This window comes from Streptomyces niveiscabiei (genome assembly GCF_033794345.1).
Classification (GTDB): Bacteria; Actinomycetota; Actinomycetes; order Streptomycetales; family Streptomycetaceae; genus Streptomyces; species Streptomyces niveiscabiei.
This window is the reverse complement of record NZ_JARAYJ010000009.1, coordinates 96,616-119,936: the sequence shown is the minus strand read 5'-3', so window position 1 is coordinate 119,936 and position 23,321 is coordinate 96,616. Positions and strand designations below refer to the sequence as shown.

21 protein-coding genes and 1 pseudogene are annotated in these 23,321 nt (G+C 71.8%); 13 read left to right on the top strand and 9 right to left on the bottom strand.

Annotated elements, in window-relative coordinates:
• Window positions 1-98 precede the first annotated feature (98 nt).
• The 5 genes from PV682_RS15195 (at window position 99) to PV682_RS15175 (ending at window position 5,822) form a co-directional block, all read left to right on the top strand.
• Entirely contained in the window at window positions 99-890 is a 792-nt protein-coding gene (locus PV682_RS15195; RefSeq protein WP_319730202.1) for a DUF4142 domain-containing protein, read from the top strand.
• Window positions 891-1,121: 231 nt separating this feature from the next.
• Window positions 1,122-2,096, top strand: coding sequence for an LAETG motif-containing sortase-dependent surface protein (locus tag PV682_RS15190; RefSeq protein WP_319729864.1), 975 nt, complete (start codon window positions 1,122-1,124; stop codon window positions 2,094-2,096).
• Window positions 2,097-2,315: 219 nt separating this feature from the next.
• Complete coding sequence (thrS, locus tag PV682_RS15185) at window positions 2,316-3,551, top strand: threonine--tRNA ligase (protein ID WP_319729861.1); 1,236 nt, start codon at window positions 2,316-2,318, stop codon at window positions 3,549-3,551.
• A gap of 310 nt (window positions 3,552-3,861) precedes the next feature.
• Window positions 3,862-4,821 carry a nucleoside hydrolase gene (locus PV682_RS15180; protein ID WP_319729858.1) on the top strand — a complete coding sequence of 320 codons (960 nt, stop codon included), beginning with the start codon at window positions 3,862-3,864 and terminating at the stop codon, window positions 4,819-4,821.
• A 284-nt stretch (window positions 4,822-5,105) separates the two neighbouring features.
• Window positions 5,106-5,822, top strand: a complete 717-nt coding sequence (locus tag PV682_RS15175; RefSeq protein WP_319730200.1) for a hypothetical protein — start codon at window positions 5,106-5,108, stop codon at window positions 5,820-5,822.
• A gap of 25 nt (window positions 5,823-5,847) precedes the next feature.
• Here PV682_RS15175 and PV682_RS15170 read toward each other — a convergent pair whose 3' ends face one another.
• Entirely contained in the window at window positions 5,848-5,973 is a 126-nt protein-coding gene (locus PV682_RS15170; protein WP_319730220.1) for a hypothetical protein, read from the bottom strand.
• A gap of 69 nt (window positions 5,974-6,042) precedes the next feature.
• Window positions 6,043-6,550: pseudogene (locus PV682_RS15165) on the bottom strand (permease); the annotation flags it as partial.
• Between the two features lie 287 nt (window positions 6,551-6,837).
• On the opposite strand from PV682_RS15165, the gene PV682_RS15160 reads away from it, so the two are divergent.
• From PV682_RS15160 to PV682_RS15150, 3 genes are all read left to right on the top strand, one after another.
• On the top strand, window positions 6,838-6,987 hold the full coding sequence (locus tag PV682_RS15160) for a hypothetical protein (protein WP_319729856.1): 150 nt from the start codon (window positions 6,838-6,840) through the stop codon (window positions 6,985-6,987).
• 141 nt (window positions 6,988-7,128) lie between these two features.
• Window positions 7,129-7,437: a DUF6401 family natural product biosynthesis protein gene (locus PV682_RS15155; RefSeq protein WP_319729854.1), complete on the top strand. Its 309-nt coding sequence runs from the start codon at window positions 7,129-7,131 to the stop codon at window positions 7,435-7,437.
• 97 nt (window positions 7,438-7,534) lie between these two features.
• Window positions 7,535-8,341 carry an NPP1 family protein gene (locus PV682_RS15150; protein WP_319729852.1) on the top strand — a complete coding sequence of 269 codons (807 nt, stop codon included), beginning with the start codon at window positions 7,535-7,537 and terminating at the stop codon, window positions 8,339-8,341.
• 73 nt (window positions 8,342-8,414) lie between these two features.
• Here the strand turns inward: PV682_RS15150 and PV682_RS15145 are convergent, their stop codons facing one another.
• The 3 genes from PV682_RS15145 to PV682_RS15135 all read right to left on the bottom strand — a co-directional run bounded on the left by PV682_RS15145 (window position 8,415) and on the right by PV682_RS15135 (window position 12,299).
• Window positions 8,415-9,182 carry a mechanosensitive ion channel family protein gene (locus PV682_RS15145; RefSeq protein WP_319729849.1) on the bottom strand — a complete coding sequence of 256 codons (768 nt, stop codon included), beginning with the start codon at window positions 9,180-9,182 and terminating at the stop codon, window positions 8,415-8,417.
• 299 nt (window positions 9,183-9,481) lie between these two features.
• Window positions 9,482-11,038, bottom strand: coding sequence for a hypothetical protein (locus tag PV682_RS15140; RefSeq protein WP_319729847.1), 1,557 nt, complete (start codon window positions 11,036-11,038; stop codon window positions 9,482-9,484).
• A gap of 103 nt (window positions 11,039-11,141) precedes the next feature.
• Window positions 11,142-12,299 carry a PP2C family protein-serine/threonine phosphatase gene (locus PV682_RS15135; protein ID WP_319729844.1) on the bottom strand — a complete coding sequence of 386 codons (1,158 nt, stop codon included), beginning with the start codon at window positions 12,297-12,299 and terminating at the stop codon, window positions 11,142-11,144.
• 122 nt (window positions 12,300-12,421) lie between these two features.
• On the opposite strand from PV682_RS15135, the gene PV682_RS15130 reads away from it, so the two are divergent.
• On the top strand, window positions 12,422-12,844 hold the full coding sequence (locus tag PV682_RS15130) for a hypothetical protein (RefSeq protein ID WP_319729842.1): 423 nt from the start codon (window positions 12,422-12,424) through the stop codon (window positions 12,842-12,844).
• Window positions 12,845-12,955: 111 nt separating this feature from the next.
• Here the strand turns inward: PV682_RS15130 and PV682_RS15125 are convergent, their stop codons facing one another.
• Window positions 12,956-13,528, bottom strand: a complete 573-nt coding sequence (locus PV682_RS15125; RefSeq protein ID WP_319729839.1) for an SH3 domain-containing protein — start codon at window positions 13,526-13,528, stop codon at window positions 12,956-12,958.
• 187 nt (window positions 13,529-13,715) lie between these two features.
• Here PV682_RS15125 and PV682_RS15120 point away from each other — a divergent pair, with 187 nt between their 5' ends.
• Window positions 13,716-14,645: a hypothetical protein gene (locus tag PV682_RS15120; RefSeq protein ID WP_319729838.1), complete on the top strand. Its 930-nt coding sequence runs from the start codon at window positions 13,716-13,718 to the stop codon at window positions 14,643-14,645.
• A gap of 395 nt (window positions 14,646-15,040) precedes the next feature.
• Here the strand turns inward: PV682_RS15120 and PV682_RS15115 are convergent, their stop codons facing one another.
• Window positions 15,041-16,054: an endonuclease/exonuclease/phosphatase family protein gene (locus tag PV682_RS15115; protein ID WP_319729836.1), complete on the bottom strand. Its 1,014-nt coding sequence runs from the start codon at window positions 16,052-16,054 to the stop codon at window positions 15,041-15,043.
• Window positions 15,999-16,352, bottom strand: a complete 354-nt coding sequence (locus PV682_RS15110; protein ID WP_319729834.1) for a hypothetical protein — start codon at window positions 16,350-16,352, stop codon at window positions 15,999-16,001. Before PV682_RS15110 ends, PV682_RS15115 begins: the two co-directional genes overlap by 56 nt.
• A gap of 111 nt (window positions 16,353-16,463) precedes the next feature.
• On the opposite strand from PV682_RS15110, the gene PV682_RS15105 reads away from it, so the two are divergent.
• Complete coding sequence (locus tag PV682_RS15105; RefSeq protein WP_319729832.1) at window positions 16,464-16,955, top strand: hypothetical protein; 492 nt, start codon at window positions 16,464-16,466, stop codon at window positions 16,953-16,955.
• Here PV682_RS15105 and PV682_RS15100 read toward each other — a convergent pair.
• Entirely contained in the window at window positions 16,952-19,039 is a 2,088-nt protein-coding gene (locus PV682_RS15100) for a PhoX family protein (RefSeq protein ID WP_319729830.1), read from the bottom strand. The two genes, PV682_RS15105 and PV682_RS15100, sit on opposite strands and share 4 nt — an antisense overlap.
• 312 nt (window positions 19,040-19,351) lie before the next feature.
• Between PV682_RS15100 and PV682_RS15095 the strand changes: the two genes are divergently transcribed.
• Complete coding sequence (locus PV682_RS15095) at window positions 19,352-21,364, top strand: VWA domain-containing protein (protein WP_319729827.1); 2,013 nt, start codon at window positions 19,352-19,354, stop codon at window positions 21,362-21,364.
• A 140-nt stretch (window positions 21,365-21,504) separates the two neighbouring features.
• A complete protein-coding gene (gene metG / locus PV682_RS15090; RefSeq protein WP_319729824.1) occupies window positions 21,505-23,220 on the top strand; it encodes a methionine--tRNA ligase in 1,716 nt (571 codons plus the stop codon).
• The last annotated feature ends 101 nt before the right edge of the window (window positions 23,221-23,321 follow it).

Here is a 23,321-nt window from a genome sequence, read left to right as displayed (position 1 = left end):
CCGTTCCCGTCCGTACTCCTGTACGTCCGATCCCGCCGCCCTCGCGCGGCGGGCTCCCCGACCGGGCAGGAGGCACGGTGCGCTTTTCACGCAACGCGATGGGAACTCTCTTCGTGGGCGGTGCCCTGAGCCTGACTCTCGCCGCACTCGCCTACCCATCGATGCTGGGTGTCAGCACCGTCTCGAAGTCCGGTGACCGGATCATCGCCAACACCCAGTGGGGGCCGTTGACCGAAGGGGAGCGCGACTTCGTGGTGAAGGTGCGCGCGGCGGGGCTGTGGGAGTACCCCCTCGGCCAGATCGGTGTGCAGAAGGGCAGCTCTCCGGCCGTCGTCACGGCAGGCCAGCACCTCATCGACGGCCACGCCGCGCTGGACACCACCTGCCGCAAGATCGCCCCGATGCTGAACATCACGCTGCCCAACGTGGCGAGCCCTCAGCAGCAGGGTTTCGTGAGCCAGCTCCAGTCGGAGAACGGCGCGAAGTTCGACACCGACTACGCCAACATCCTGCGCATGACGCACGGTTCGATCTTCAACACGATCGCGAAGATCCGCTCCACCACCAAGAACACCCTGATCCGGGCGCTGGCGGACCAGGCGAACGACACCGTCCTCGACCACATCACGGTGATGGAACAGACCGGTCTGGTCGACTACAACCAGACCATCTTCCAGCAGACGACTCCGCCGAAACTGCCCGACTCCGACATGACGCCGCCGCCCCCGATCCCCGGGGAGCCCATGGTCGTCCTCACCCCGCCGCCGACCGCCACCTCGACCCCGGTCGACATCGACAAGATCGTCGGAGCCAGCGCGGGCGTCACCGCGGCGCCGAACCCGGGCGGGAACAACGGGAACAACAACGGCGGTAACAACAAGGGCGGCTGACGTTTCATTAACTCACGTTAACCTCACGCGAGTTGACAGCGTTCCCAGGCGAAGATCACGATGACTCCCGCACCCCTGGCGCACCGACCGGTCGCGCCGGGTGTCCCTCCTGGTCCATCCGGCCGCCGCAGCCCGGCAGTCGTGAGAGACCAGCCACGTGATCCGACCAACCACCCCTGGCTGTACGCGATATGACGGCTCGTCATATCGGCGCGCCAAGATGGGATACGCATGTCCATAGCGAGAAGTGTCACCGCGCGCCGCCTGCTGGGGACGGGCGTCGCGTCGCTCGCCCTGTGTGCCGCCTCCGTCGCCGCCGCGTCCGGCGCGTGGGCGAGCACCGGCGGCGGGCACGGCTGGAACAACGGCGGCCAGTACCGGCCCGGCACCGGCGCGGGCGAGAAGACCGAGGCCGACCGCTGCCAGTTCTCGCTCGACGGAAACACCTTCTTCGACTCGGTGAAGGTCGACGACCAGAGCCTCAAGCCCTCCGGCGACGGCAAGGTGCACGTCACCGTGCTCGGCGCGGGCGGCACCTGCACGGTCTCCCTCGCCTCCTACCTCGCGCACGGCGCGACCTTCAACACCTCCGGCGAGCAGGTCTTCGTCGACTTCGACACCGTCACGGTGAAGAAGGGCCAGAAGGACACGCTCGACATCGCCGTCCCGGACGCGGGCTGCTTCGCGCAGGTCGACCTCTACCGGGGCGCGGTGAAGTTCGACGGCAAGAAGGAGGCCAACGACGGCTTCGAACATGGTGAGTTGCCGAAGGGGCCGGACCGTCTGGTCATCAAGGACAAGCTGATCGCCGCCTGGAACGGCGGTACGAAGGACTGCACCGTCACCGAGCAGCCGCCGGCCTCGACGCCGCCGGCCACCCCGCCCGCCGAGCAGCCCCCGGCCACCGTCCCGCCGTCCGGCGGCACCCAGACTCCGCCCTCCTCGACCTCGCCGTCCCCGTCCGCCTCGGAAGTCACGTCCACGCCGCCGAGCGACGGCGGTTCCTCCGGGTCGCCCACGCCGTCCGCCTCCGCCTCCCAGAGCACGCCCCCGGCCGCGCCCACGCCCAACGGCGGCGGCGGGAACCTCGCCGAGACCGGCGCGAACAGCAACACGGGCGTACTCATCGGCGGTGCGGCAGCGCTCGTCGCGGGCGGCGCGGCGGTGGTCGTGGCGACGCGGCGCCGGCGGGGCACGCAGTCGTGACGGCGGTAGTACCCGTGTAGTACCCGTAAAACCGCTGGAGACGCGGCGCGCTCGCGCGCTAGCGTGGCCCGTATGAAGCGCGCCTGTTCGTCCTCCACGACGACGCCGGACCAGGTCCCGGCGCGCTGACAGCTGAGCTGATCGACGAAGCCCCGGGGCGAGTGCCCCGGGGCTTTCGCGTGGGGTCGCTCGCCTCCCCACCAGCGAGGAGACCCTCCCATGGACGCCCACAAGGACGCCGCCGCGTACGACGACCACCGCCGCCTCGGCCGTGAACTCGACCTGTTCGACACCGACCCGCTGATCGGCGCCGGCCTGCCGTACTGGCTCCCGGACGGGGCGGTCGTCCGGCACGAACTGGAGGAGTACGTCCGGGAGTTGGAGGTCGGCGCCGGATACCGGCACGTGTACTCGCCGGTCCTCGGCAAACGGGAGCTGTACGAGATCTCGGGCCACTGGGACCACTACAGCGACGACATGTTCCCCCCGATGCGGCTCGGCTCCGAGGACGTCGTCCTGCGTCCGAGCCTGTGCCCCCACCACGCCCTGATCTACCGCTCCCGCGCCCGCAGCTACCGCGAACTCCCGCTGAGAATCGCCGAGTTGGGTGGCATGTACCGCTCCGAGCTGTCCGGCGTCCTCGGCGGTCTGACCCGGGTGCGCGCGATCCAGCTGAACGACGCGCACGTCTTCTGCACCCTCGACCAGGCCGTGGACGAGGCGGCGTCGGCGCTGCGCCTGATCCGCCGCGCGTACGACGACCTCGGCATCGAGGCGTCCCGCTACCGTCTTTCGCTGCCCGGCGAGGGCGGCAAGTACGTCGCCGGTCCCGAGCTGTGGAGCAGGGCAACCGCGTTGCTGCGCAAGGCGCTTGAGGGGATCGCGTACGAGGAGGCGGAGGGGGAGGCCGCGTTCTACGGTCCGAAGATCGACGTACAGATCACCGATCCGGCGGGGCGCGAGGCGACCCTGTCGACCGTGCAGATCGACTTCCATCAGCCCGAGCGGTTCGGGCTGACCTACATCGGCGCCGACGGCGCGAAGCACCGGCCGGTGATGGTCCACCGCAGCATCGTCGGCAGCGTCGAGCGGGCGGTGGCCCACCTGATCGAACGGCACAAGGGCGCCTTCCCCGTCTGGCTCGCGCCGGTCCAGCTCGCGGTGCTCCCGGTCTCCGAGGCGCAGGAGGCTCACTCCCTGGAGCTAGTACGTGAGGCGGAGTCCTCAGGTATCAGGGTCGCGTACGCCGGGCCGGACCAGGGGACCCTGGGGGCCAGGATCAGGGCGGCCCGGCTGGTGCCGTACCAGGCGGTGATCGGCGAGCGGGAGGCGTCGGCCGGGCGGGCCGCCGTACGGCTGCGGGACGGGCGGCAGGTCGGGGAGGTGGCTCCGGCGGAGCTGGTGCGGCGGATCGGGGGGCGGGTGGCGGCGCGGGGGACCGGGCTGTGGGAGTGAGGGCGCGCCTCGGGGGTGCGCGGGGGCTGACGCGGGTGCCGGGCGCGGGCGTCGGCGCGGACGTCGGGCGGCGCTGGCGTCGGGCGGGGGGCGGGCGTCGGGCGGGCGGCGCGGGCGTCGGCGCGGATGTGAGGAGAACCGGCCTGTGGGGTTGACCAGCACCGCATAGGCTCGGGACAGGCGATCAAGCGCGGCGGTCATCTCGTACGGCGGTCACCCCGTACGGCGGTGGCGCCGCGCCCGCCGCCTGTCGTGACCGCTCGCCCGTGACGCCCGCCGTCCGGTCCGCCCGCCACCCGGAAGGGGTCCCATGACCGCCCAGCCCATCCCCGTGATCATGGACGTGGACACCGGTGTCGACGACGCCCTTGCCCTGTTGTTCGCCGTCCGGCATCCGGCGATCGACCTGCGGGCGGTGAGCTGTGTCGCCGGGAACACGGATGTGGACGGCGTCGTCCGCAACACCCTGACCGTGCTGGAGCTGGCGGGCGCGCCGGACATCCCGGTCGCCCGGGGAGCGGAACGCCCGCTGATCGAACCGGCGCGCTCGGCGCAGCACGTGCACGGCGTGGACGGCATGGGCGACCTGGGTCTCACACCCCCTACCCGTACCCCTGTGGAGCTGGACGCCGTGTCACTCCTGCGGCGGGAGATCCTCGCGTCGCCGCGCAAGGTGACGCTGGTCCCGACGGCCCCGTTCACCAACATCGCGCTGCTGCTGCGGACGTACCCCGAGGTGACCGCGAACATCGAGCGGATCGTCTTCATGGGCGGCGCGGTGGAGGTCGGGAACGCCACCCCCGTCTCGGAGTTCAACGTCTGGCACGACCCGGAGGCGGCAGCGGTCCTGCTGAGCGCCGGGGTCCCTCTCACGATGTACGGGCTGGACGTCTTCCGGCAGGTCCTGGTCCCCGGGGACGACATCGCCCGGCTGCGGGCGAGCGGGGACCCGGTACTACGTCTGACGGGTGACCTGCTGGCCCACCGCGACCCCGACGCCAGCGGCGACCCCAGCCCCACCGGCTGCCTCGGCGACGCGGGCGCGGTCTGCGCGGTCGCCGACCCCGGGGGCCTCACCACGGCACTCCTCCCGGTCGAGGTCTCCCTCGCACCGGGACCGACCCGGGGCCAGACGGTCGTCGACCGGCGCCCGCGCCCCGGCGAGGCGGAGATCCACGGCCAGGGCCGCGGAGGGGTACTGGTGGACGTAGCTCTGGAGGTGGACGTGGACCGGTACGTGAAGCTGTACCTGGGGACGCTGGAGGGCTGAGCCCTTTCCGGGGCCCTGCCTCTGAGGGGCTGGGCCCTCTCCCTCTCAGGTAACCCTCCTCTACCTCCGAAGTACGACGCCGGGGTACTACGCCCCGGTGCCGCATCCCGCTCCGGTACTACCCCCGCACACCCACCCGCAGGAACCTCGTCCCCCGGACGGACCGCCACGGTGGTCGGCCTCCGGGCGGGGTGCTGGCGTGGGAGCAGGTGTCCCTGCGTCAGGAGGCGGGTGCGGTGCGTCGAGCCCTGGGTGTGAGCGTGGCGATGGTGTGTGCGGGGGCGATGGCGGGGTGTGCGGCGCTCGGTCTCGAACATCCGGCGGTCGCTCCGCACCCCACGCCGACCATCGCCAAGTCCCCCTCCCCGCAGGCGAGTCCGAAGGCGCCGGGCGTACTGAGCGAGGCGCAGGCGCGGGCCGCCCTGCTCACCGTCGCCGACCTGGGCGCGCCCTGGACCGCCACCCGGGGCGCGGCGACCTGGCGGGACGGGGTGCTGAAGGCGACCAGTACGGCCCCGGAGTGCGCCCGCTTCCTCGACGCCCTGTACGCCGACGAACTCCTCGGCGCCCCCGCCCGCGCCGCCATCGGCCTCGACGACGCCGACACCGACGCGCAGCTCCGCTTCCAGGTGACCGCCCAGCGCCCCGCCGCCGAGGTGGACCGCGCGCTGGCCTGGCTGAAGACAATCCCCCAGGTGTGCGCCCGCTTCACCGCGACCTCGCCGAAGAACGTCGTCCAGGACGTCATGGTGACCGAGGCACCCCTACCTGAGGTGGGGGACGTACGACAGGGTCTCCATGTCACTCTCACGAGCCACGACGAGGACGGCGAGCCCGCCACCCTCACCCTCGACGTCGCCGCCGTCCGCGCGGGCGACGACGCGTACACCCTGACCAACGGCGGCATGGGCGACGTCGCGAACGAGGCGACCCAGATCGGCGTCCAACTCGGCGCACTGCGGCTGGCGGACGTGCGGAGGCAGGGGCGGATGCAGGTGTAGGCGCCGGTGCAGATACGAACGGGCGTCACGGCTTCTCGTACGGGTCCTTCGGCTGCGCGATCCGTATGACGGTGTCGGCCGCCGGCACCGGTGGCCACGCCTCGTCCGACCCCAACTCCCCTTCGGGCAGCCACGTTCCGGTGACCGTCACCCATGTGCCGACGGCCGGTGCGCCAGATCTCCACCTCGGACGGTACGGCCGGCGAGAGCCGCCCCCGGGGGACGCGGTCGGGCGGGCCAGGACCATGACCGGTTGCCCGGGGAACGCGATCGAAGTGGCCACCAGGGCAACGTGGTTGACGGCCGGCGCGGACAGCGGGCACGCCGGCGCGGCGGCCGGTGCGACCCCGCGCCGCATCAGGCTCGCGGCCACCGGTACGGACGCGCACTCGCACCCCGGAAGTACTACCCCGGTAATACCCGCGACCGGTACGGCGAGCGGGGTTCGCCGGCAGCAGCCGCTTGAGCAGCGTCTCCGGCACGAACGCGGCGATGGCCACCGGCACGGCCGTACCGAGGAGGAGGAAGGGGACCGCCCGCACGACGACGGCGGTGGAGACGGTCCACCAGGCGGCGACGGCCGGGGTGTACAGGTCGAGTTCGAGCGCCGGGCCGAGGACGGCGGCAACCGTGCCGATCGCGGCGAGCGCGGCCCCGCCGACGGCGGCGTACACCGCCACCTGCGCCGCGAGCCGTACCCCGTCGAGGGCGGTCCGCTGGTTCTCCATGGCCCGGGGGACGCCAAGGGCGACGCCTGTGCGCCGCCCCGGATTCCCCGGAGGACGAGCTGTGGCGGCACCGATCTGCCAACGCGCCCGCCCGCGCTCGCGCCCGTACGGGAACGCCCTTCGCACGCCGTGCAGAAACCGCTTGCACAACTCCCTCTCGACCCCCTTGCCCTCCTCCCCGTACACCCCTAGGTTGGTCGACACCCCGAACACCGCGTGACACCCCGAACACGCACGTCGAACAGCGCCTCCGCCCGCTGCGACCACCACCTCCTGCGAGGTCCTCCGTGCCCCGAACCACCACCACCGTCACCCGCGGCCTCGCCGCCGCGCTCATCGCCGTGACCGCCCTGGTCCTCGCGTCGACCACGGGGCATACGAGGGCCGGCGAGGAGCGCCCCGCCGCACGGACCGCGGACCAGCTGACGGGCCACTGAGGGGTGCGGCCCCGGGCGGAGCCGGGCCGCGATATCGGGCGGCGGGCGCCGGACCGCGGCAGCGGGCCGCACGAGCCGGGTGGCGGGAATCACGCCCGCTAGCCCTCTGGTATTAGCCGTCTACACCCTTACCGTGGAGAAATGTCCCCTCTGGCCCGAATCAGCAGCTCGTACGCCCCGCGCCTCGCGGAGTTCGCGTTCGAGCCCGGCTTCGTGGCCGAGGTCGACCAGCACGTCGCGGAGCTGCGCGACCGGCTGGCGGCGAACCACGCGGGCCTGATCCCCCGCCCGCCGCACCGCGAGGACCTGGCCGACTACGCCCTGGGTTTCCTGGACGCCCTCGACGAGCTCGACTGGCGTGAACCGGTGGGCTACGACTACGCGGTGTGCCGGCTGACCGCGATCACATGGCTGGTGCACCAGCACGACCTGGTTGTGGAAAAACCGTAAGGATCAGTTCACAGAAAGCGCTTGTACTCTCAACTTCTGTGCTGCCAGGGTCACTTCAGCATCGCTGAACCACCCCCGAGCACATGGAGACCCGCACGTGTTCCAGGAGTACAAGCGTTTCGCCAAGGCCGCGTTCGTCGCCGCGGCCACCACGTCCCTCGCCGTCGGCCTCACCGCCGGAACGGCCTCGGCCGCCCCCAACTTGTCGAATCTGCCTGAGAGTTCGACGTCGTTCCAGAGAACCTTCCAGCCGTACTTCGACTACGACTCGGACGGCTGCCTCCCCGCGGCGGCGATCGACATGTGGGGCAACCTCAACGGCGGCCTGAACCCCAGCGGTTCGATCGGCGGCGGCTGCCGCACGGACCACCTCGGCAACGCGAACACCTACGCGCGCGCCAAGTGCAACAACGGCTGGTGCGCGATCATCTACACCCTGTACTTCGAGAAGGACCAGGCCGACCCGACCGGCATCTCGGGGCTCGGCCACCGCCACGACTGGGAGTGCGTGGTGGTCTGGGTGAAGCAGGGCGCGGCGCAGCCGTCGTACATCTCCGCCTCGCGGCACGGCGGGTTCGACACGATCCCCGTGAACCAGGCGCCGATGGACGGCGTCCACGCGAAGATCGTCTACCACAAGGACGGCCCCTCCACCCACGCCTTCCGCTTCGCCAAGTCCGGTGAGACGCCCGAGGCTTGGCCCGACGGCGGCTGGGACCACCCGGCGCTGGTCAGCTGGGACCACTACCCGGCGAGCAAGGACCCCTCGAAGAACCTCCAGACCATCATGAACAACTCCGACTGGGGCAACGCCAACTTCCCCCTCCAGGACAGCAAGTTCAACAACACCCTGAACAAGGGCAAGCCGAGCGGGATCGCCTTCGACCCGTACGGCGCCGGCTGAGCACAGCGCCGAGGGCCGGACGGTACCGGTACTACCCGGGTAGTACTCAGGTACGGTCCGGCCCTCGGCCGTCTCACATGTCCTGGTCGGTGCGCTCCCGCACCGGCTGGTTGCTCATCGCGTCCTGCCGGCCGGCCTGGTACGCGGTGACGCTGTCCCGTGCCCTCGTCGTCTCACGCTCGGCGGTCGCCAGGAGCCGCTCCATCCGCTGGCGCATCGGACCGATCAGCCCGCCGCCCACACCGACGATCAGGATCCCGGCGCCGGCCGCGAGCGCCGCGTACAGCACCGGCTGGGTGACCGTCGTCGCGATGCCCGCCTGGCCGAGCGCGGCGATCACGCCGAGCGCGAGGATGCAGGCCCACACGACCGTCGCGAGCGTACGGCCGTACGACATCGAGGACAGCGCGCTGCCGACGATCGAGCGCACCGCGTTGGCGATGGCCATCGCGACGACCACGAGGACGACCGCGACGATGCCGCGCGGCAGCCAGCCGACGATGCTGTTGATCATCGTGCTGACCGGGTTGGTGCCGAAGACGCCGAGTGCGAGCTGGAGCGTGATCAGCATCAGCGCGTAGTAGACGATCTTGCAGATGATCCCGGTCATGTCGTACTTCGAGTCGCGCAGGAAACGGTCCGCCCCCGCGCGGTCCGCGAGCCGCTCCGAACCGACCTTGCGCAGCACGCGGTCGAGGACCCGGGCGATCATCTTCGACACGAACCAGCCGATGGCGAGGATGATCAGGAAGCCGACGAGTTTCGGCACGAACTGCGCGACCTTGGACCAGGCGTCGTTCAGTCCCTGGGTGAAGTTGATGGCGAGCGTGGTGGTGGCCATGGGCGGCACATCCTTCGTTCGATTTCCCGAAGCTCGGACCAGCGGTGCAACGCCCCCCTCCCTCCGTGGATAGCAGGACGGGGTGGAGGGGGCCCGTGGGGTGGGGCTGTACGGGTGATACCGAGGGGGTAGCGGGGTACGCCCTCGGGGCGGCCCTGGCGGGGGCGGCCCGAACACGGTCCGGAGCGGGGACTACACGGGGGACCGCCCGGTGGCAGGGCTGGGCGCAGGACGCGAAGGGAGTCGCTCGGGTGCCTGTTCCTCGGTGCCGGGTCAGGAACAGCCCCGTGGCTGTTCCGTCAGCGTCCCGCCGGAGTCGCCCGCGCCTCGGTCTCCAGGTGCTTGAGCTGCTGGCGGATGTGGTCCAGCGCGCCCTCCCGGCGCCCGGGGACCCGGGTACGCAGCGCCGTGAGCGCGGGGGCCAGCTCACGTGCCGGGGTCAGCGCGTCGATACGGCCCCACTGGTGGTGCGCCCGGTCCACGGCCGCCTCGACGGCGGGCGCGTCCACCGGCTGCCCGGCGGCCAGCCTGAGCGACGCCACCGACAGCCACGTACGGCAGCTGCGCTCCGCGTCCCCCGCGAGCATCGCGAGGTCGGCGCGCACCTCGGCCCAGTGCAGCGCCTCGTCCGAGCCGGGGCCGTACGCCTCCACGGCGGTCTCCTCCTGCCGGGCCGCGAGCACGTCGGCGTCGCCGTGCCGCCCGCCCTGGACGGCCGCGGTGATGGCGGCGTGCGGGTCGTCGGCGGGGGCGCGGGGGGTGTCGCCGGGTACGTCATGAGGGCTGGGCGTGTCCCCGGGTACCTCTTGGGGGCCAGCCGCCGCATCGCCGGGCGCCTCCCGGGGGCCGACCGCATCCCCGGGTACCTCCCGAGGACCAGCCTCCGGATCACTGGGCGCCTCGCGAGGGCCCGCCGCATCCCCGGGTACCCCCTGAGGACCAGCCGCCGCACCCCCACGCTCCGGCCGAGAGGCGACCGCATCCCCAGGTACCCCCTCAGAGGTAGGGGGAGTGAACAGGTGCGCAGGAAGCTGCGACGGGATGCGGGGGGCGCCCTTCGGGGGTGGGGGTACTACGACCGGGGCAGCGGGGTGGGGTTCGCCGTGGGTTCGGGGGCCCGTCGTACCTGTACCAGCCGGACCCGGGCGCGCCATACCCGTACCCGCCGGACCCGTCATACCCGTAGTACTCGCGCCGTACGTACCGGCCGCACCGGCCCCCCACCCCGTACCCGGCCCGATCACCAGATCCGCGCTCTCACCGTCACCCCGTACCCGCGCCAGCGCGGCGCCGTGCAGTTGCTCGATGTCCGGTCGGCCGCCGCTGCGCAGGATGGTCCCCACGGCCTTCATGTACGCCGGTGTCCCCGTGCCCCGGCGTCCGCCGGGCGGGACGACGCGGCCGTAGACGGTGACGTCGGGACCGCAGCCGAGGGGGTTGTCGCGGAGCCACGCCCAGGTGTCGGCGTCGGCGTGGAGGTCGAGGAGGACGGTCGTAGTACCCGTAGCCCGCAGGCGCAGCTCCTCGCGGAACCAGTGCCAGGGGAACCCGGTGTAGCGGACGGTCGCGGGGGTGGTGCGGGCGAGCGCGAGGTGCGGCAGGCGCTGGCGGCGGTCGAGCTGGAGCTGGCCGGCGACGAACAGGGTCAGCGGCCCCGGCGACGCGGCGGCGGCCCGCAGCCGGGTCAGGACGGCCTGCGGCTCCAGCGGGTCGGCGAGTTCGACGACGTTGGCGGTGTCGGTGCCGGCCAGCACGGCGGGCGGCACCGCGGCCAGCACCGGAAGCACGGACGCGGCATCCACCAGGCACCCCTTGCCGACGGGCGAAGCCGCCAGCAGCAGCACGGTTCCGGGCATGGGTCCCTCCCCCTGATGGATCACTTACGTCAGCACCGTAACCGCTACGACCGCGAAGGGGAGCCCCGGAGCGGCAAACCCCCGTCCCCCCGCCGGCCCCCGCTCACCCCCCGGGCACCATCCGCACGGCGAAGACCGTCGTGTCGTCCCCCGGTCTCCCCCCGCTGTGCCGCAGCGCGCCTTCCCGGACGAACGCCACCAGCCGGTCCGGCTCCGCGAGCCCTGCGTCCCTGGTCAGGGCCTTGCTCAGCTCCTCCGGCAGCGGATAGAACCGGCCCTGCGCGTCCCGTGCCTCGGTCACTCCGTCCGTCACAAGGAGGACGGTCTCCTCCTCGCCGACCTCGACCCGTAGTACCTCAGGGGTACCTCTCAGGTCCCCCAGGTCCCCCGATACCCCCAGCTCCCCCAAGTCCCCCAGCCCGAGCGGTAGCCCGCCCCCGGCCTCGTCCCCCAGTACCCGTACCCCTCCAGTACCCACCACCATGGGCGGCTCGTGCCCGAACAGCACCACCTCGACGACCGCCACACCCCCGACCGCCCCTTTGGGGGGATACCCGAGGAGTACGGCGGTGGCGAACCGGTCGCCCTCGTCGCGCCCGACCGCCGCCGCGTGCGCCCGGTGCCGCAGCATCCGCGTCTCCAGCCGCGCACCCACCACCCCGAGGTCTGCCTCGTGGTACCCGGCCTCCCGGAAGGTGCCGAGCAGCGCCGCCGCGGCCTCGACGGCGGCGAGCCCCTTCCCCTGGACGTCCCCCACTAGTACCCGGGTCCCATGCGGGCCGGGCTGGATGTCGTAGAAGTCGCCGCCCACCCGGGCGTCCGCGTCGGCGGCGAGGTACACCTCGGCGTGCCGCAGCCCGCCCCAGTCGGCGGGCAGCGGGCGCAGCACCGTACGCCGGGTGGTGTCGGCGGCGTCCGTCATGCGCACCATGCGCCGCTCGGCCCGCAGCCGCGCCGCGCACGCCAGGACGGACAGGCCCCCGCCGACGGCGACGAGCACCAGGTCGACGGTGCCCGCCTTGTACTGGTCCGGCTCGCGCAGCTCGGTGAGGACGAACGCGGCGAGCGACAGCACAGCGAACAGCGCGGTCGTCCGCACCCCGCACAGCACCGCCGTGATCGCGACGACGAACACGCAGAACGACTCGATGTGGAACCGTACGTCGGTCCCCACGTCCAGCAGCGTGATCCCGGTCAGCAGCAGCGCCGGCACCAGCCAGGTCACCCTGCGCCCCCGTACGCCGAAGAGCCCGAGCCGCATGGGGCGAGAGAAGCACGCGGCGCTGTCGTCCGCATCCCCGCGCAGACCGACTTGCCACCGTCCCTCCCTGGGTGTGCCCTGGAGGTCAGGGGGTGGGGGATACCCGGAGAGGAGTACTCCAGATGGCTCACGCGGCACCCGCACCACATGATGCGCACCACGTCTTCAGCGCCCGCACCCACCGGATCGCGGCCTGGGCGGGTCCGGTGGTACTAGGACTCGTGTACGGGTACTGGGTGGCGGCCGTCCGCCGCTCGGGCGGCCCGATCACCGGCTGGAACCTGCTGCTCGGCTTCGTCAGCGCCCTCGCGGTCGCGGCGGCGTACGTCGCGGTGCGCGCTCTGGCCCCGCGCCTGAAGCGCGAGCTGCACGCCGTGCTGTGGGCGTCCTTCGCGGGGTGCGCCTTCGGCTTCGTCTACAGCCAGACCGGCGCGACGATCTGGCGCTCCGTGATGATGTCCCTCGGAGTGGCGGCGGGCTTCTTCGTCGTTCTCTTCTACCGGTACTACACCCATGAGGACGGCGAGGGGCATCGCGTCCGCTGAGGCGGCGCCCCCAGTACTACCCGGGTAGTACCTGAGGCCGACAGGGCCGGGCCCCGGCGAGGTGGTCGTCCACCCGCCGGGGCCCGGCCCTGTCACGGTCACGCCATCCGCTCACCACCAGCCCGAGGATCCGGCCGAACTCCAGCTCCACGAGCCCGACGCGCTCCACGAGCCGGAGCCCGCGGCGCTCCACGAGGTGTCGTAGGGGTCGTACGCGTTGTTCCAGCCGTAGGGGTTGTCCCAGTTGCTCCAGCTCCCGTTCTTCCACTGCGGGCAGGGGTCGGAGCAGGTGGGCACCCAGGCGCCCCCGGTGTTCACGAACGCGGCGCTGGCCCAGCCCTGGGCGCCGACGAGCCAGTACCAGTAGGGATTCCCGTTGACGCTCTGCCCCTGGACCATGCACTGCACGCGGTCCTGGCTGCCGGGGGAGAGCGCGGTGACGACGCCCGCGTGCGTGGTGGGCGCCGACCGTACGTTGAGTTCCGTGCCCGAGACGACGGTGCCCCAGATCGGGCCGCCGCCTCCGCCGTGCCCGCCGCCGCGTCCCTCGGCGAAGGCGGGTGAGGTGGTCGCCGGCGTGGTCGAGGGTGCTGCCGCCGCGTGGGTGCCCGCCGCGGCCACGGCCAGCGTGCCACCGGTGAGCAGGGCCGCGGCCAGGGTCCGCAGGACCGGAGTACTGCGCATGATTCGGCCTCCTTCTCCCCTGAACGTCCCCGTTTCTCCCCAGCACCAGGAAACACCCGTTCGGGTGAACCCTCCACCGGAGAGGGAGGGGGCGGAGGGCCGGTACGGGGCCGGTGCGGCAGGGGCCGCGCACCCACATGGCGGCAACCCACTGGCGTACCCCTCAGGTACCCCCTTGCCTGGAGGCGTGGCCCTTACCAGCGTGACCCGTAGTACCCGTACTACCCGTACGACCGTCTCCGCCGCGTTCGTCGCCCTCGCCTGCCTCCTCGTCCCCCTCGCGACCCTCGCGGCCTGGGCGTCGTACGACCTACGGGACCAGGAGCGGTACGTCCGGGCGCTCGCGCCGCTGGCCACGGACGCGGCGGTCCGGCGGACCATCGTGGAGGGCGTCGCCCGGGACGCGCCGGGCGTACCGCGGCGGGTCGTCGAGGACGAGGTACGCCGGTTCACCGCGACGGCCGCGTACCGCGCGGCGTGGGACGAGGGGAACCGGGAGGCGTACACGGCGGTGATGCGGGCGTTGGAGGAGCCGGGGAGGGAGGTGGTTGCCGGGGTGACGGGGCTGGAGCCGGCCGGCGTAGCACCGGCGCGGGAGGTGGTTGGCGTAGTACCGGGGAGGGAGGGAGCCGTCACAGCGCCGGGTGGGGTGTCCGCTCGCGAGGTGGGCGGCGTGCGATCAGGAGGCACCTCGGGGCGTCAACTCGCCGTCGGGAACGGCTCGTTCGCGTCTTCCCCGGTGACCCTGCTGCCCCGGCAGAACCTGGACGCCCTACGCCGTGGGTATCACGTGCTGGACGTCGCCGGGTTCTGGCTGCCCGTCGCGGCCGTGGTGTTCGCCGGGGCCGGCATCGCGGTCGCCGGGTGCCGGCGGCGGGCGTTGACGGCGACCGCCCTGGGTACGGCGCTCGGTGGCGCGCTGCTCGGGCTCGCGGTCGCGGTCGCCCGTCACCTCACCCTCGACGGCCTCACCGACCCGGCCCACCGGCTCGCCGCAGCGGCCGTGTACGACGCGCTGACCGAGACCTTGCGCACGGCGTCGTGGCTGCTGCTGGCCGGGGGGCTGGTGGTCGCGGGGGCTACGTGGGTGACGCGGGTGGTGCGGACCCGGGTATGAGGGGGCGAGGCTGGACCGGGGGGCTGCCCCTCCCCGCCGAGGACCAGCGACGTCCGCGCAGGACTCGCCGCCGGACGCGGTCAGCGGCGTCCGTGAAGGACCAACCGCACAGGGGCCAGCTTCGGCCGTACGAGCCCCGTCGCCGCACGGAGATCAGCTGCGGTCGTGGAGGACTCGTCGCCGCACGGGCATCGGCCTCGGCCGTACAGGCGGCGCCCCTCGCAGAGCTCGGCCTCTCCCCCGTACAGAGCCCACCCCGCTCGTACGAAGCTCGGCCACGCGCACAGAGCCCGGCCACGCGTACAGAGCCGGCTGCTCGCGCGAAGTCCGGCCCGCTCGCTCGGAGTTCGCCCCGTCCCCCACCCGTCGCCCCCACACAGAGCCCCGGATGCTGTTCAGCCCCGTCGGTGCAGGGCGATGTTCACCAGCAGCGCGCGATGGTCCGTGCCCGGCAGGTCGAGGAAGCGGGCGCGTGACGTCGAGAAGTCGTCGCTCAGCAGGACGTGGTCGATCTGGGTGCCGAACATGGGGGTAGTACTTGAGGGCCAGCTCGGCTCGTGGCTCTTTCCGGTGAGGCGGGCCGCGTCGTGGAGGCCCGTGCCGAGGATGCGGCGGAAGGCGGCGTGGTCCTGGGAGGCGTTGAAGTCCCCCGCAAGTACCACGGGTCCGGTCTGCCGGGCCGCCCATGCCTGGATACGTCCCAACTCGCGCTTCCACAGGCCCACTTGACCGGGCAACGGCGGCTTCGGATGGGCTAGCTGGAGGCGTACGGCGGTGCCGTCGACATCGGCCACCGCGCCCGGCATGCCCATCTCGGCGGGGATCGTCGCGGCAGGGGTGAGGGGGTAGCGACTGAGGATGACGGACCCTACGGAGGTATCCCCCTCGACCGCCTGGCGGTACGGGTAGGGGGTCGCGAGTTCGCGGCGCAGGGTCGCCTGGCAGCCGTACTCGCACTCCTGGACGAAGACGATGTCGGGGTTCTCGCGGTGTACGGCCCTCAGGAGGGCGTCGGTGGCCCAGCCGAACTCGACGTTGGAGGTCAGCACCTCCAGGCGGGCGGCGACCGGGCCGCCCGGTTCGCGAGCCGTGCCGTACGGCTGGAGGAACCAGGCCAACGAGCCGAGGACGACGGCGGCCCAGAGCAGGCCGGGCCACCAGCGGGCGAGGAGGGAGAGGAGGGCGGCGGCGGTCGCGGGGACCAGCAACCACGGGAGGAACGCGAGGAGTTGGGGCACCGGGGTGACCGCGTCGGTGCCGGCGGCCCGGCAGCCGGCGATCACGCTCACCCCGGCCAGCACCAGGCCCGCGCACCAGGCGCCGGCCGTCCTCCCCCAGGGCCGTGCGGCCGGGTCAGTGGAACTCCCGGACGACCTCGATGCGTCCGACGATGTGCTCGTTGAACTCATCCAGCTCCTCCGCGGGCACCCACAGCTCCAGAATGGTCTTCCCACCAGCCTGCCGCACGGGATACCGCGCCAAGAACGCGCTCTCCACCTCGAACCGCGTCACATATCCCACCCCCGACGCCGGCACGTTCCAGTCCCGCGCGATCCGTACGGCGTAGTCCTCATTGAGTACGGGATAGAAGATCGGCTGCTCCGCCAGCCGAGGCGGCCACGCCGTCCACCCACTCGCCTCGACCAACGCGAGCTCCTCGGGGCCGGTGGGACGCCAGAGGGTGGTGGTGGGAGTCGTTGTACTCATGAGTGACGACCGTAGTCGTACCCCTCTGGGGTGAGCGAGGCGGTTTCCGTAGCTCTGAAGTTGCTCATACCCCCTTGACCAGGCCAGAGACCGGGAACGAGTGTTCGCCTCATGACCAGGACGAAGGTATGGGGGACGGCCGCCTCGGTGGCCGCGTTGACGCTCGCCGGTTGCAGCACGGGAGGTGCCTCGCAGCCCGCGGAACGACCGGCGGCGAGCGCGGCGGCGCCGGTGAAGCCTGCCGGGGCCGGGCGCGCGGCGGCCGTGGTCGGGGTACCTGAGTTGGGGGGTATTACGGCCGTAGCCAAGGGAGCCGTACAGACCGGGAACGCGGAGTACCCGCTTCCCGGCGGTATGCGCGCGGGCGGCACACTCGCCGTCGCGTTCGAGTGCGAAGGCGTGGGGCGGCTCACCGTCGATGTGGTGCCCGGCGGCGCCTCTTTCTCCGTTCCGTGCGAAAAGGGGCAAGTGACGCCGATGATGAACGAGGTTCCGGTGGACCGGAGTGCCCCCGCCGGGATGCTGCGGTTCTCGGCGGGGGCGGGGGTTGTCTGGGCGTTCGCGGCCGGGTGGGACAAGTCCGGTCGCGGGCACGGGAGTTAGATGCCGATGTCGCGGCCGTCCGTGCGCCAGACCGAGACGACCGCGGGGCGGACGATCTTGCCGCGGCCGTCGGGCCAGGTGGAGGCCGGCTTCTCGACCGAGGCGCCGTCGACCTCGCCGGGGTGCTGGACGGAGACGAGGACGCGGCGGTCCTGGATGAGCGGGCCGCAGGTCTCCGCGCCGGTCGGCACCGTGAGGAACTGCTTCAGCTCACCCCGGCGCGGTCCCTTGGTCGCGACGCCGAACAGGCCGTCGTGGGAACCGAGTTGGTTGCCGTCGGTGGAGATCCACAGGTTGCCGTGCGGGTCGAAGGCGACGTTGTCCGGGCAGGAGATGGGGCTGACGGCGGACTTGGGGAATCCGGCGAAGTAGGTGTTCGGGTCGTTCGGGTCACCGGCGACGAGGAACAGCGTCCAGCCGAACTTCAGCGACTCGGGACGGCCCCGGTGCTCGGTCAACTCCAGTACGTGGCCGTGCTTGTTGGCGTTGCGCGGGTTCGCCTCGTCCGCCTTCGCGTTCGAACCGACGCCCCGGTTCGAGTTGTTGGTGAGCGCGACGTACACCTTGCCGGTGACGGGGGAGGGTTCGATGTCCTCGGGCCGGTCCATCTTCGTCGCGCCGACCTTGTCCCCGGCGAGGCGCGTGAAGACGAACACCTCCTCGGCGGTCATGCCCTCGACGTGCGAGACGGCGCCCTTCGCGGTCGCCGTCGCCAGCGGGATCCACTCGCCGCTGCCGTCGAACTCCCCGTCGGCGGGCAGCTTTCCGGTCCCGTCGATCTCGATCGCGGGCGAGTCGCCGGTCAACTTCGCGACGTACAGGGTGCCTTCGTCGAGCAGCGAGAGGTTGTGCTCGCGCACGGCACGCGACGAACCGCGCTTCATCCGCTTGCTGCCGACGAACTTGTAGAAGTAGTCGAAGCGTTCGTCGTCGCCGGAGTAGATGACCGGGCGCCCGTCGGCGGTGAGGCGGACGGTCGCGGCCTCGTGCTTGAACCGGCCGAGCGCGGTGTGCTTGCGCGGCGTGGAGGAGGGGTCGTACGGGTCGAACTCGACGACGTACCCGAACCGGTGGACCTCGTTCGGCTCCTGCGCGATGTCGAACCGCTTGTCGAAGCGTTCCCACTTGCGCTCGGTGGCGCCGGTGCCGATGCCGTACCGCTTGTCGGTCGCGCGCGAGGAGTTCGCGAAGTACTGGTTGAAGTTCTCCTCGCCGTGCAGCGTCGTACCCCAGGGTGTCGTACCTCCGGAGCAGTTGTTCAGCGTCCCGTACACCTTGCGGCCGGTCGGGTCGGCGGAGGTCTTCAGCAGGTCGGACCCGGCGGCGGGCCCGGTCAGCCGGAACTCGGTGGTCGCGGTGACCCGCCGGTTGAGGTGGTGGCGGGGTACGACGGTGAGCTTGCCGGTCCTGCGGTCCTCCTGGACGACGACGGCCGCGAGGCCGTGCGCGGCCCAGGCGACCTCGACCTGCTGACGCGTCGGGTTCGCCGGGTCGTAGCCCCGGAACATGAGGATCTCGTCGGTGTACTCGTGGTTGGCGACGAGGAGCTGGCGGTCGCACTCGCCCGGCAGGGGGAGAAGGGCGAGGAAGTCGTTGTTGTACCCGAACTGGCCCGCCTGCGCGGCACCGGTCTGGTTCTCCGGGTCGAACGCGGGGGCGCCCTTCACGATGGGCTCGCCCCAGCGGACGACGACGTTCTGCCCGTAGCCCTCGGGTATGACGACCGCGTCGGTGCGGTTGGGGGCGACGGCGCCGTACCGGAGGCCGCGGGCGGCCTGCCCGGACGGGTTGCCGTGGCTCCCGGGTACTACCGGTTTAGCCGCGAGGGGGGAGGCGTCGGCCGACGGCGCGTTCGTGACCGTGGCCGTGCCGGCCGCTGCGGCGACGGTGACCACGGCGGCGGCCCGCACCATCGCGCGGCGGCTGAGCGCACCGGCGATCACGTCTCCGACGTACTCGTTGTCGCTGGTGTTGGGCACCTCGTGGAAGCAGGCGTCACCACACCGGAAACGGCAGGTCAGGGCGGATCGGCCGCCCGGATGGGAACCGGTCTGCGTGGTGATGATCGGCAGCAGCTTGCGCACTTTGCTCTCCCCTTGCGTGCCCTTGGTGTCAGCGTGACGCTAGGGGGGTCTTTGTGCCGGAGTGGGGCTGGTGAGTGAACGGTGGATGAACGGGTGGGGGACGGGCGGGGTGTTGCCGGGCCCTTCGGTGAACACCCTTGTGGAGACGTGGAGTTGGCCGGTTTACGTGGCCTCCGGTCGGTGGTGGGTGTTTGACACCCGGCCCCTTTTCCCGCTCACCCCTGCCCATGATCGTCATGTGGGGCCGCTAACCTTACGTGTCCGTCCTGGCCAGGGATTGACGGGCTTCAACTCACGCGAAGGGTTGCGCACATGGGTATTCTCACTCTCCTGCGAAACGCGTTCGGCAGGTCACGCAAGGAGCGTGCCGCCGAAGCAGAGGGTGCGGACCAGGTCCCTTCCCAGCAGGAGCCTGCGGCGCAGAGCCCGGTCGAGGACCCCACGCCGGCACCCGCTCCTTCCCCAGCGCCCGCGTCCTCCTCGGCCCCCGCGCCTTCGCCCGTCCCCGAACCCCGCCAGTCCGACTCGTCCGAGCACGACCTCGTCGCGGCGGCCTTCGACAACGTGAAGGTCCCGACACCGACGCGGTCCCCGGAGGGGGCGGCCGAGGGCGAGATTGAGACGGCGGGAGTCTCGGCCGAGGCCGAGGCCAAGGCGGAGACCGAGGCCGGGACCGACGCCGGCGCCGAAGCGCCGACCGAGGCCGAGTCGGTCGCGGGAGCTACGGGTACCACCGGTACCGCTGAGGTATCGGAGGAGGCCAACGCCGGTACTACCTCCGCCGTAGGGGCTGTGGAGGTCCCCCAGGAGACCGAGGCGGACGAGGCGCCCGCGGCTGCGGCCGAGGTCACGGAGACGCCGGAGGCCGAGGCGGCGGACGAGGCCGAGACCGAGCCCGTCGAGCCGCCGGCCGCCACGGAAGCCCAGGCCAAGGCCGAGCCCGAGGTCACCGAAGCGCCGATCGCCGAGGAGCCCGCCGCCGAAACGGAGGCCGTGGACGCGGCGCAGGCCCCGGAGGAGACCGAGCCCGAGTCGGCGGAATCCACGGAGACGCCGGCCACCGAGTCGACGCCGGAACCGGCGGCGGAAACCGAGACCTCCGCTGCGGAGATCCCGGCACCCCCCGTAGTACCGGTACTCCCTACGGCCACCACCGAGGAGCCCGAGACCGAGCCGGAGCCATCGGCCCCCACCGACGGCGTAACCCCCGAGGCCGAGCCGCTCACCACCGAGCCCGCCCCCGAGGCCCCCGAAGCAGAGACCCCCGCCTCCACCGAGCCCACCGAGGAACCGGCCGCCGAAGTAGAGGCCACCCCCTCCCCTGAACCCACCTCCACCGAAACCGCCGAGCCCACCCCCGAAGCCCCGGTCACCGAGGCGGAGCCCGAAGCCCCCTCGACCGAACCCGTGGGCAAGACCCCCGAGGCAGAGGACCAGGTCACCGAGGCCCCGACCGCCGATACCTCCGAGGCAGCCCCGGAACCCACGGACGGCGTAACCCCCGAGGCCGACACCCCCGCCGAACCGGACGTCGAGACCGACCCCGCCCCCTCCCCGGCCCCCGACCTCGACGCCTCCCCCGAGCCCGCCACCCCCGAAGCCGAGCCGGCGTCGGCGGCCCCCGCCCCGACCCCCGCCTCCGGAGAACCCGCCGCCTCCGGCGGAGCCGCCGAGCCCCCCGCCATCCCCCCGCACCTCACCACCGCCCACACCTCCGCCGCCCTCACCCTCGCCCACCTGGGCCTCACCACCGCCCGCGCCGCCACCTACCTGGTCCTCGACCGCTCCGCGTCGATGCGGCCGTTCTACAAGGACGGCTCCGTGCAGGCCCTCGCCGATCAGACGCTCGCGCTGGCCGCGCACCTCTCGCCGGCGGACCCGACCGTGCACGTCGTGTTCTTCTCGACGGAGGTCGACGGGACGACGGACCTCGCGCTGACGGACGAGGACGCGAGCACGAAGGTGGACGACGTGCACGCGGGCCTGGGCCGCATGGGCCGTACGACGTACCACGCGGCGGTCGAGGCGGTCACGAAGCACCTGGACGCGTCGGCGGACCCGGACGCCCCGGCGCTGGTGGTGTTCCAGACGGACGGCGCCCCGGACGCGAAGACCCCGGCGACGCAGTCCCTGACGGAGGCGGCGAAGACCCACCCGCGCCTGTTCTTCTCGTTCGTCGCGTTCGGCGAGCACGAGAACAAGGCGTTCGACTACCTCCGCAAGCTGAAGACGGACAACACGTCCTTCTTCCACGCGGGTCCTACCCCCAAGGGACTCACGGACGACGAGCTGTACGAGGGCGTCCTGAAGAACTGGCGCCCGTAATACCCGTAGCCCCGTAATACCCGTAATACCCCGGTATGCCGCCCGCGCTCCCCCAGAAAAAAGGGGCGCGGGCGGCATACACACGTCAGCTACGATTTCAAGAACCCAAAGAACCAAAACCGACCTGGGAGCAGCCCCCGATGGCTCGACACCTCATCACCAGCGCCCTTCCGTACATCAACGGAATCAAGCACCTGGGCAACATGGTGGGGTCCATGCTCCCGGCGGACGTCTACTCCCGCTACCTGCGCCAGCGCGGCCACGACGTCCTCTACATCTGCGCGACGGACGAGCACGGCACCCCCGCCGAACTCGCCGCGAAGGAGCAGGGCCTCCCGGTCGCCGAGTTCTGCGCCCAGGCGCACGACGCGCAGAAGGCCGTGTACGACGGCTTCGCGCTCGCCTTCGACTACTTCGGCCGCAGTTCGAGCGAGCAGAACGTCGAGATCACCCAGCACTTCGCGCGGAAGCTGAACGAGAACGGCTTCATCGAGGAGCGCGCGATCCGCCAGGTCTACTCCCCGGCGGACGGCCGCTTCCTCCCGGACCGGTACGTCGAGGGCACCTGCCCGCACTGCGGGTACGACAAGGCGCGCGGCGACCAGTGCGAGAACTGCACGCGCGTCCTGGACCCGACGGACCTGATCGACCCGCGCAGCGCGATCTCCGGCTCGACGGACCTCGAAGTCCGGGAGACCAAGCACCTGTTCCTCCTCCAGTCGAAGCTCCAGCGCGAGGTCGAGGAGTGGGTCGCGGCGCACGAGGAGGAGTGGCCGCACCTCTCCTCGTCGATCGCCCGCAAGTGGCTCACCGAGGGTCTGCACGACCGCGCGATCACCCGCGACCTCGACTGGGGCGTGCCCGTCCCGGCGGACACCTGGCCCGAACTCGCCGCCGAGGGCAAGGTGTTCTACGTCTGGTTCGACGCGCCGATCGAGTACATCGCGGCGACGAAGGAGTGGTCGGACCAGGACCCGGCGAACCGCGACTGGAAGTCGTGGTGGTACGAGTCCCAAGACACCGTCCGTTACACGGAGTTCATGGCGAAGGACAACGTCCCCTTCCACACGGTGATGTTCCCGGCGACCGAACTCGGCGTCCGTGAACCGTGGAAGATGGTCGACTACGTCAAGTCCTTCAACTGGCTGACGTATTACGGCGGGAAGTTCTCAACGTCCCAGAAGCGCGGGGTCTTTACGGACCAGGCGCTCAGCATCCTCCCCGCCGACTACTGGCGCTACTTCCTCATCGCCAACGCGCCCGAGTCGGACGACTCCTCGTTCACCTGGGAGCACTTCACGGCGACCGTGAACAAGGACCTCGCCGACACGCTCGGCAACTTCGTCAACCGCGTCCTGTCCTTCTCGAAGAAGCGGTTCGGCGATGAGGTCCCGGCGGGCGGCGAGGCGGGCGAGCCCGAGGCGCGGCTCGGCGAGGAGATCGCGCGGCTGCTCGCGGAGTACGAGGAGCACATGGACGCGCTCCAGTTCCGCAAGGCCGCGTCCGCGCTGCGCGCGCTGTGGTCGGCCGGCAACTCCTACTTGGAGGAGAAGGCGCCCTGGCTGGAGATCAAGACCAGCCCCGAGGGCGCGGCCCTGACCCTCCGTACGGCGATGAACCTCATCCACCTGTACTCGGTGGTCTCGGAGCCCTTCATCCCGGCGACGTCGAAGACGATGCGCGAGTCCTTCGCGCTCGCCGACGACACGGCGGCCTGGGTCACCCCGGACGCGGCGAAGGCCCTCGCCGCCGTCCCGGCCGGCACCCCCTTCACCGTCCCGCCGGTCCTGTTCGCGAAGCTGACGGACGAGGACCTGGAGACGTACAAGGAGCGGTTCGGCGGGCAGCCGGCGTAATACTGGCGGGCGGCTCCGGCGTAGTACTCCGGAGCTGCCCGGAGTACTACTGCGGAGCTACGTACGAGAGATGGCCGGCCGGCCCCGGGAGAACACCCGGG

What these genes read in the sequence shown, in the direction of transcription:
- PV682_RS15095 (WP_319729827.1), top strand. Translation starts at nt 19,352, where the DNA reads ATGGGTATTCTCACTCTCCTGCGAAACGCGTTCGGCAGGTCACGCAAG.
- PV682_RS15145 (WP_319729849.1), bottom strand. Translation starts at nt 9,182, where the DNA reads ATGGCCACCACCACGCTCGCCATCAACTTCACCCAGGGACTGAACGAC.
- PV682_RS15195 (WP_319730202.1), top strand. Translation starts at nt 99, where the DNA reads ATGGGAACTCTCTTCGTGGGCGGTGCCCTGAGCCTGACTCTCGCCGCA.
- PV682_RS15125 (WP_319729839.1), bottom strand. Translation starts at nt 13,528, where the DNA reads ATGCGCAGTACTCCGGTCCTGCGGACCCTGGCCGCGGCCCTGCTCACC.
- PV682_RS15130 (WP_319729842.1), top strand. Translation starts at nt 12,422, where the DNA reads ATGGCTCACGCGGCACCCGCACCACATGATGCGCACCACGTCTTCAGC.
- PV682_RS15135 (WP_319729844.1), bottom strand. Translation starts at nt 12,299, where the DNA reads ATGCGGCTCGGGCTCTTCGGCGTACGGGGGCGCAGGGTGACCTGGCTG.
- PV682_RS15140 (WP_319729847.1), bottom strand. Translation starts at nt 11,038, where the DNA reads ATGCCCGGAACCGTGCTGCTGCTGGCGGCTTCGCCCGTCGGCAAGGGG.
- thrS (WP_319729861.1), top strand. Translation starts at nt 2,316, where the DNA reads ATGGACGCCCACAAGGACGCCGCCGCGTACGACGACCACCGCCGCCTC.
- PV682_RS15190 (WP_319729864.1), top strand. Translation starts at nt 1,122, where the DNA reads ATGTCCATAGCGAGAAGTGTCACCGCGCGCCGCCTGCTGGGGACGGGC.
- PV682_RS15175 (WP_319730200.1), top strand. Translation starts at nt 5,106, where the DNA reads ATGGCGGGGTGTGCGGCGCTCGGTCTCGAACATCCGGCGGTCGCTCCG.
- PV682_RS15105 (WP_319729832.1), top strand. Translation starts at nt 16,464, where the DNA reads ATGACCAGGACGAAGGTATGGGGGACGGCCGCCTCGGTGGCCGCGTTG.
- PV682_RS15180 (WP_319729858.1), top strand. Translation starts at nt 3,862, where the DNA reads ATGACCGCCCAGCCCATCCCCGTGATCATGGACGTGGACACCGGTGTC.
- PV682_RS15155 (WP_319729854.1), top strand. Translation starts at nt 7,129, where the DNA reads ATGTCCCCTCTGGCCCGAATCAGCAGCTCGTACGCCCCGCGCCTCGCG.
- metG (WP_319729824.1), top strand. Translation starts at nt 21,505, where the DNA reads ATGGCTCGACACCTCATCACCAGCGCCCTTCCGTACATCAACGGAATC.
- PV682_RS15115 (WP_319729836.1), bottom strand. Translation starts at nt 16,054, where the DNA reads ATGAGTTCAACGAGCACATCGTCGGACGCATCGAGGTCGTCCGGGAGT.
- PV682_RS15110 (WP_319729834.1), bottom strand. Translation starts at nt 16,352, where the DNA reads ATGAGTACAACGACTCCCACCACCACCCTCTGGCGTCCCACCGGCCCC.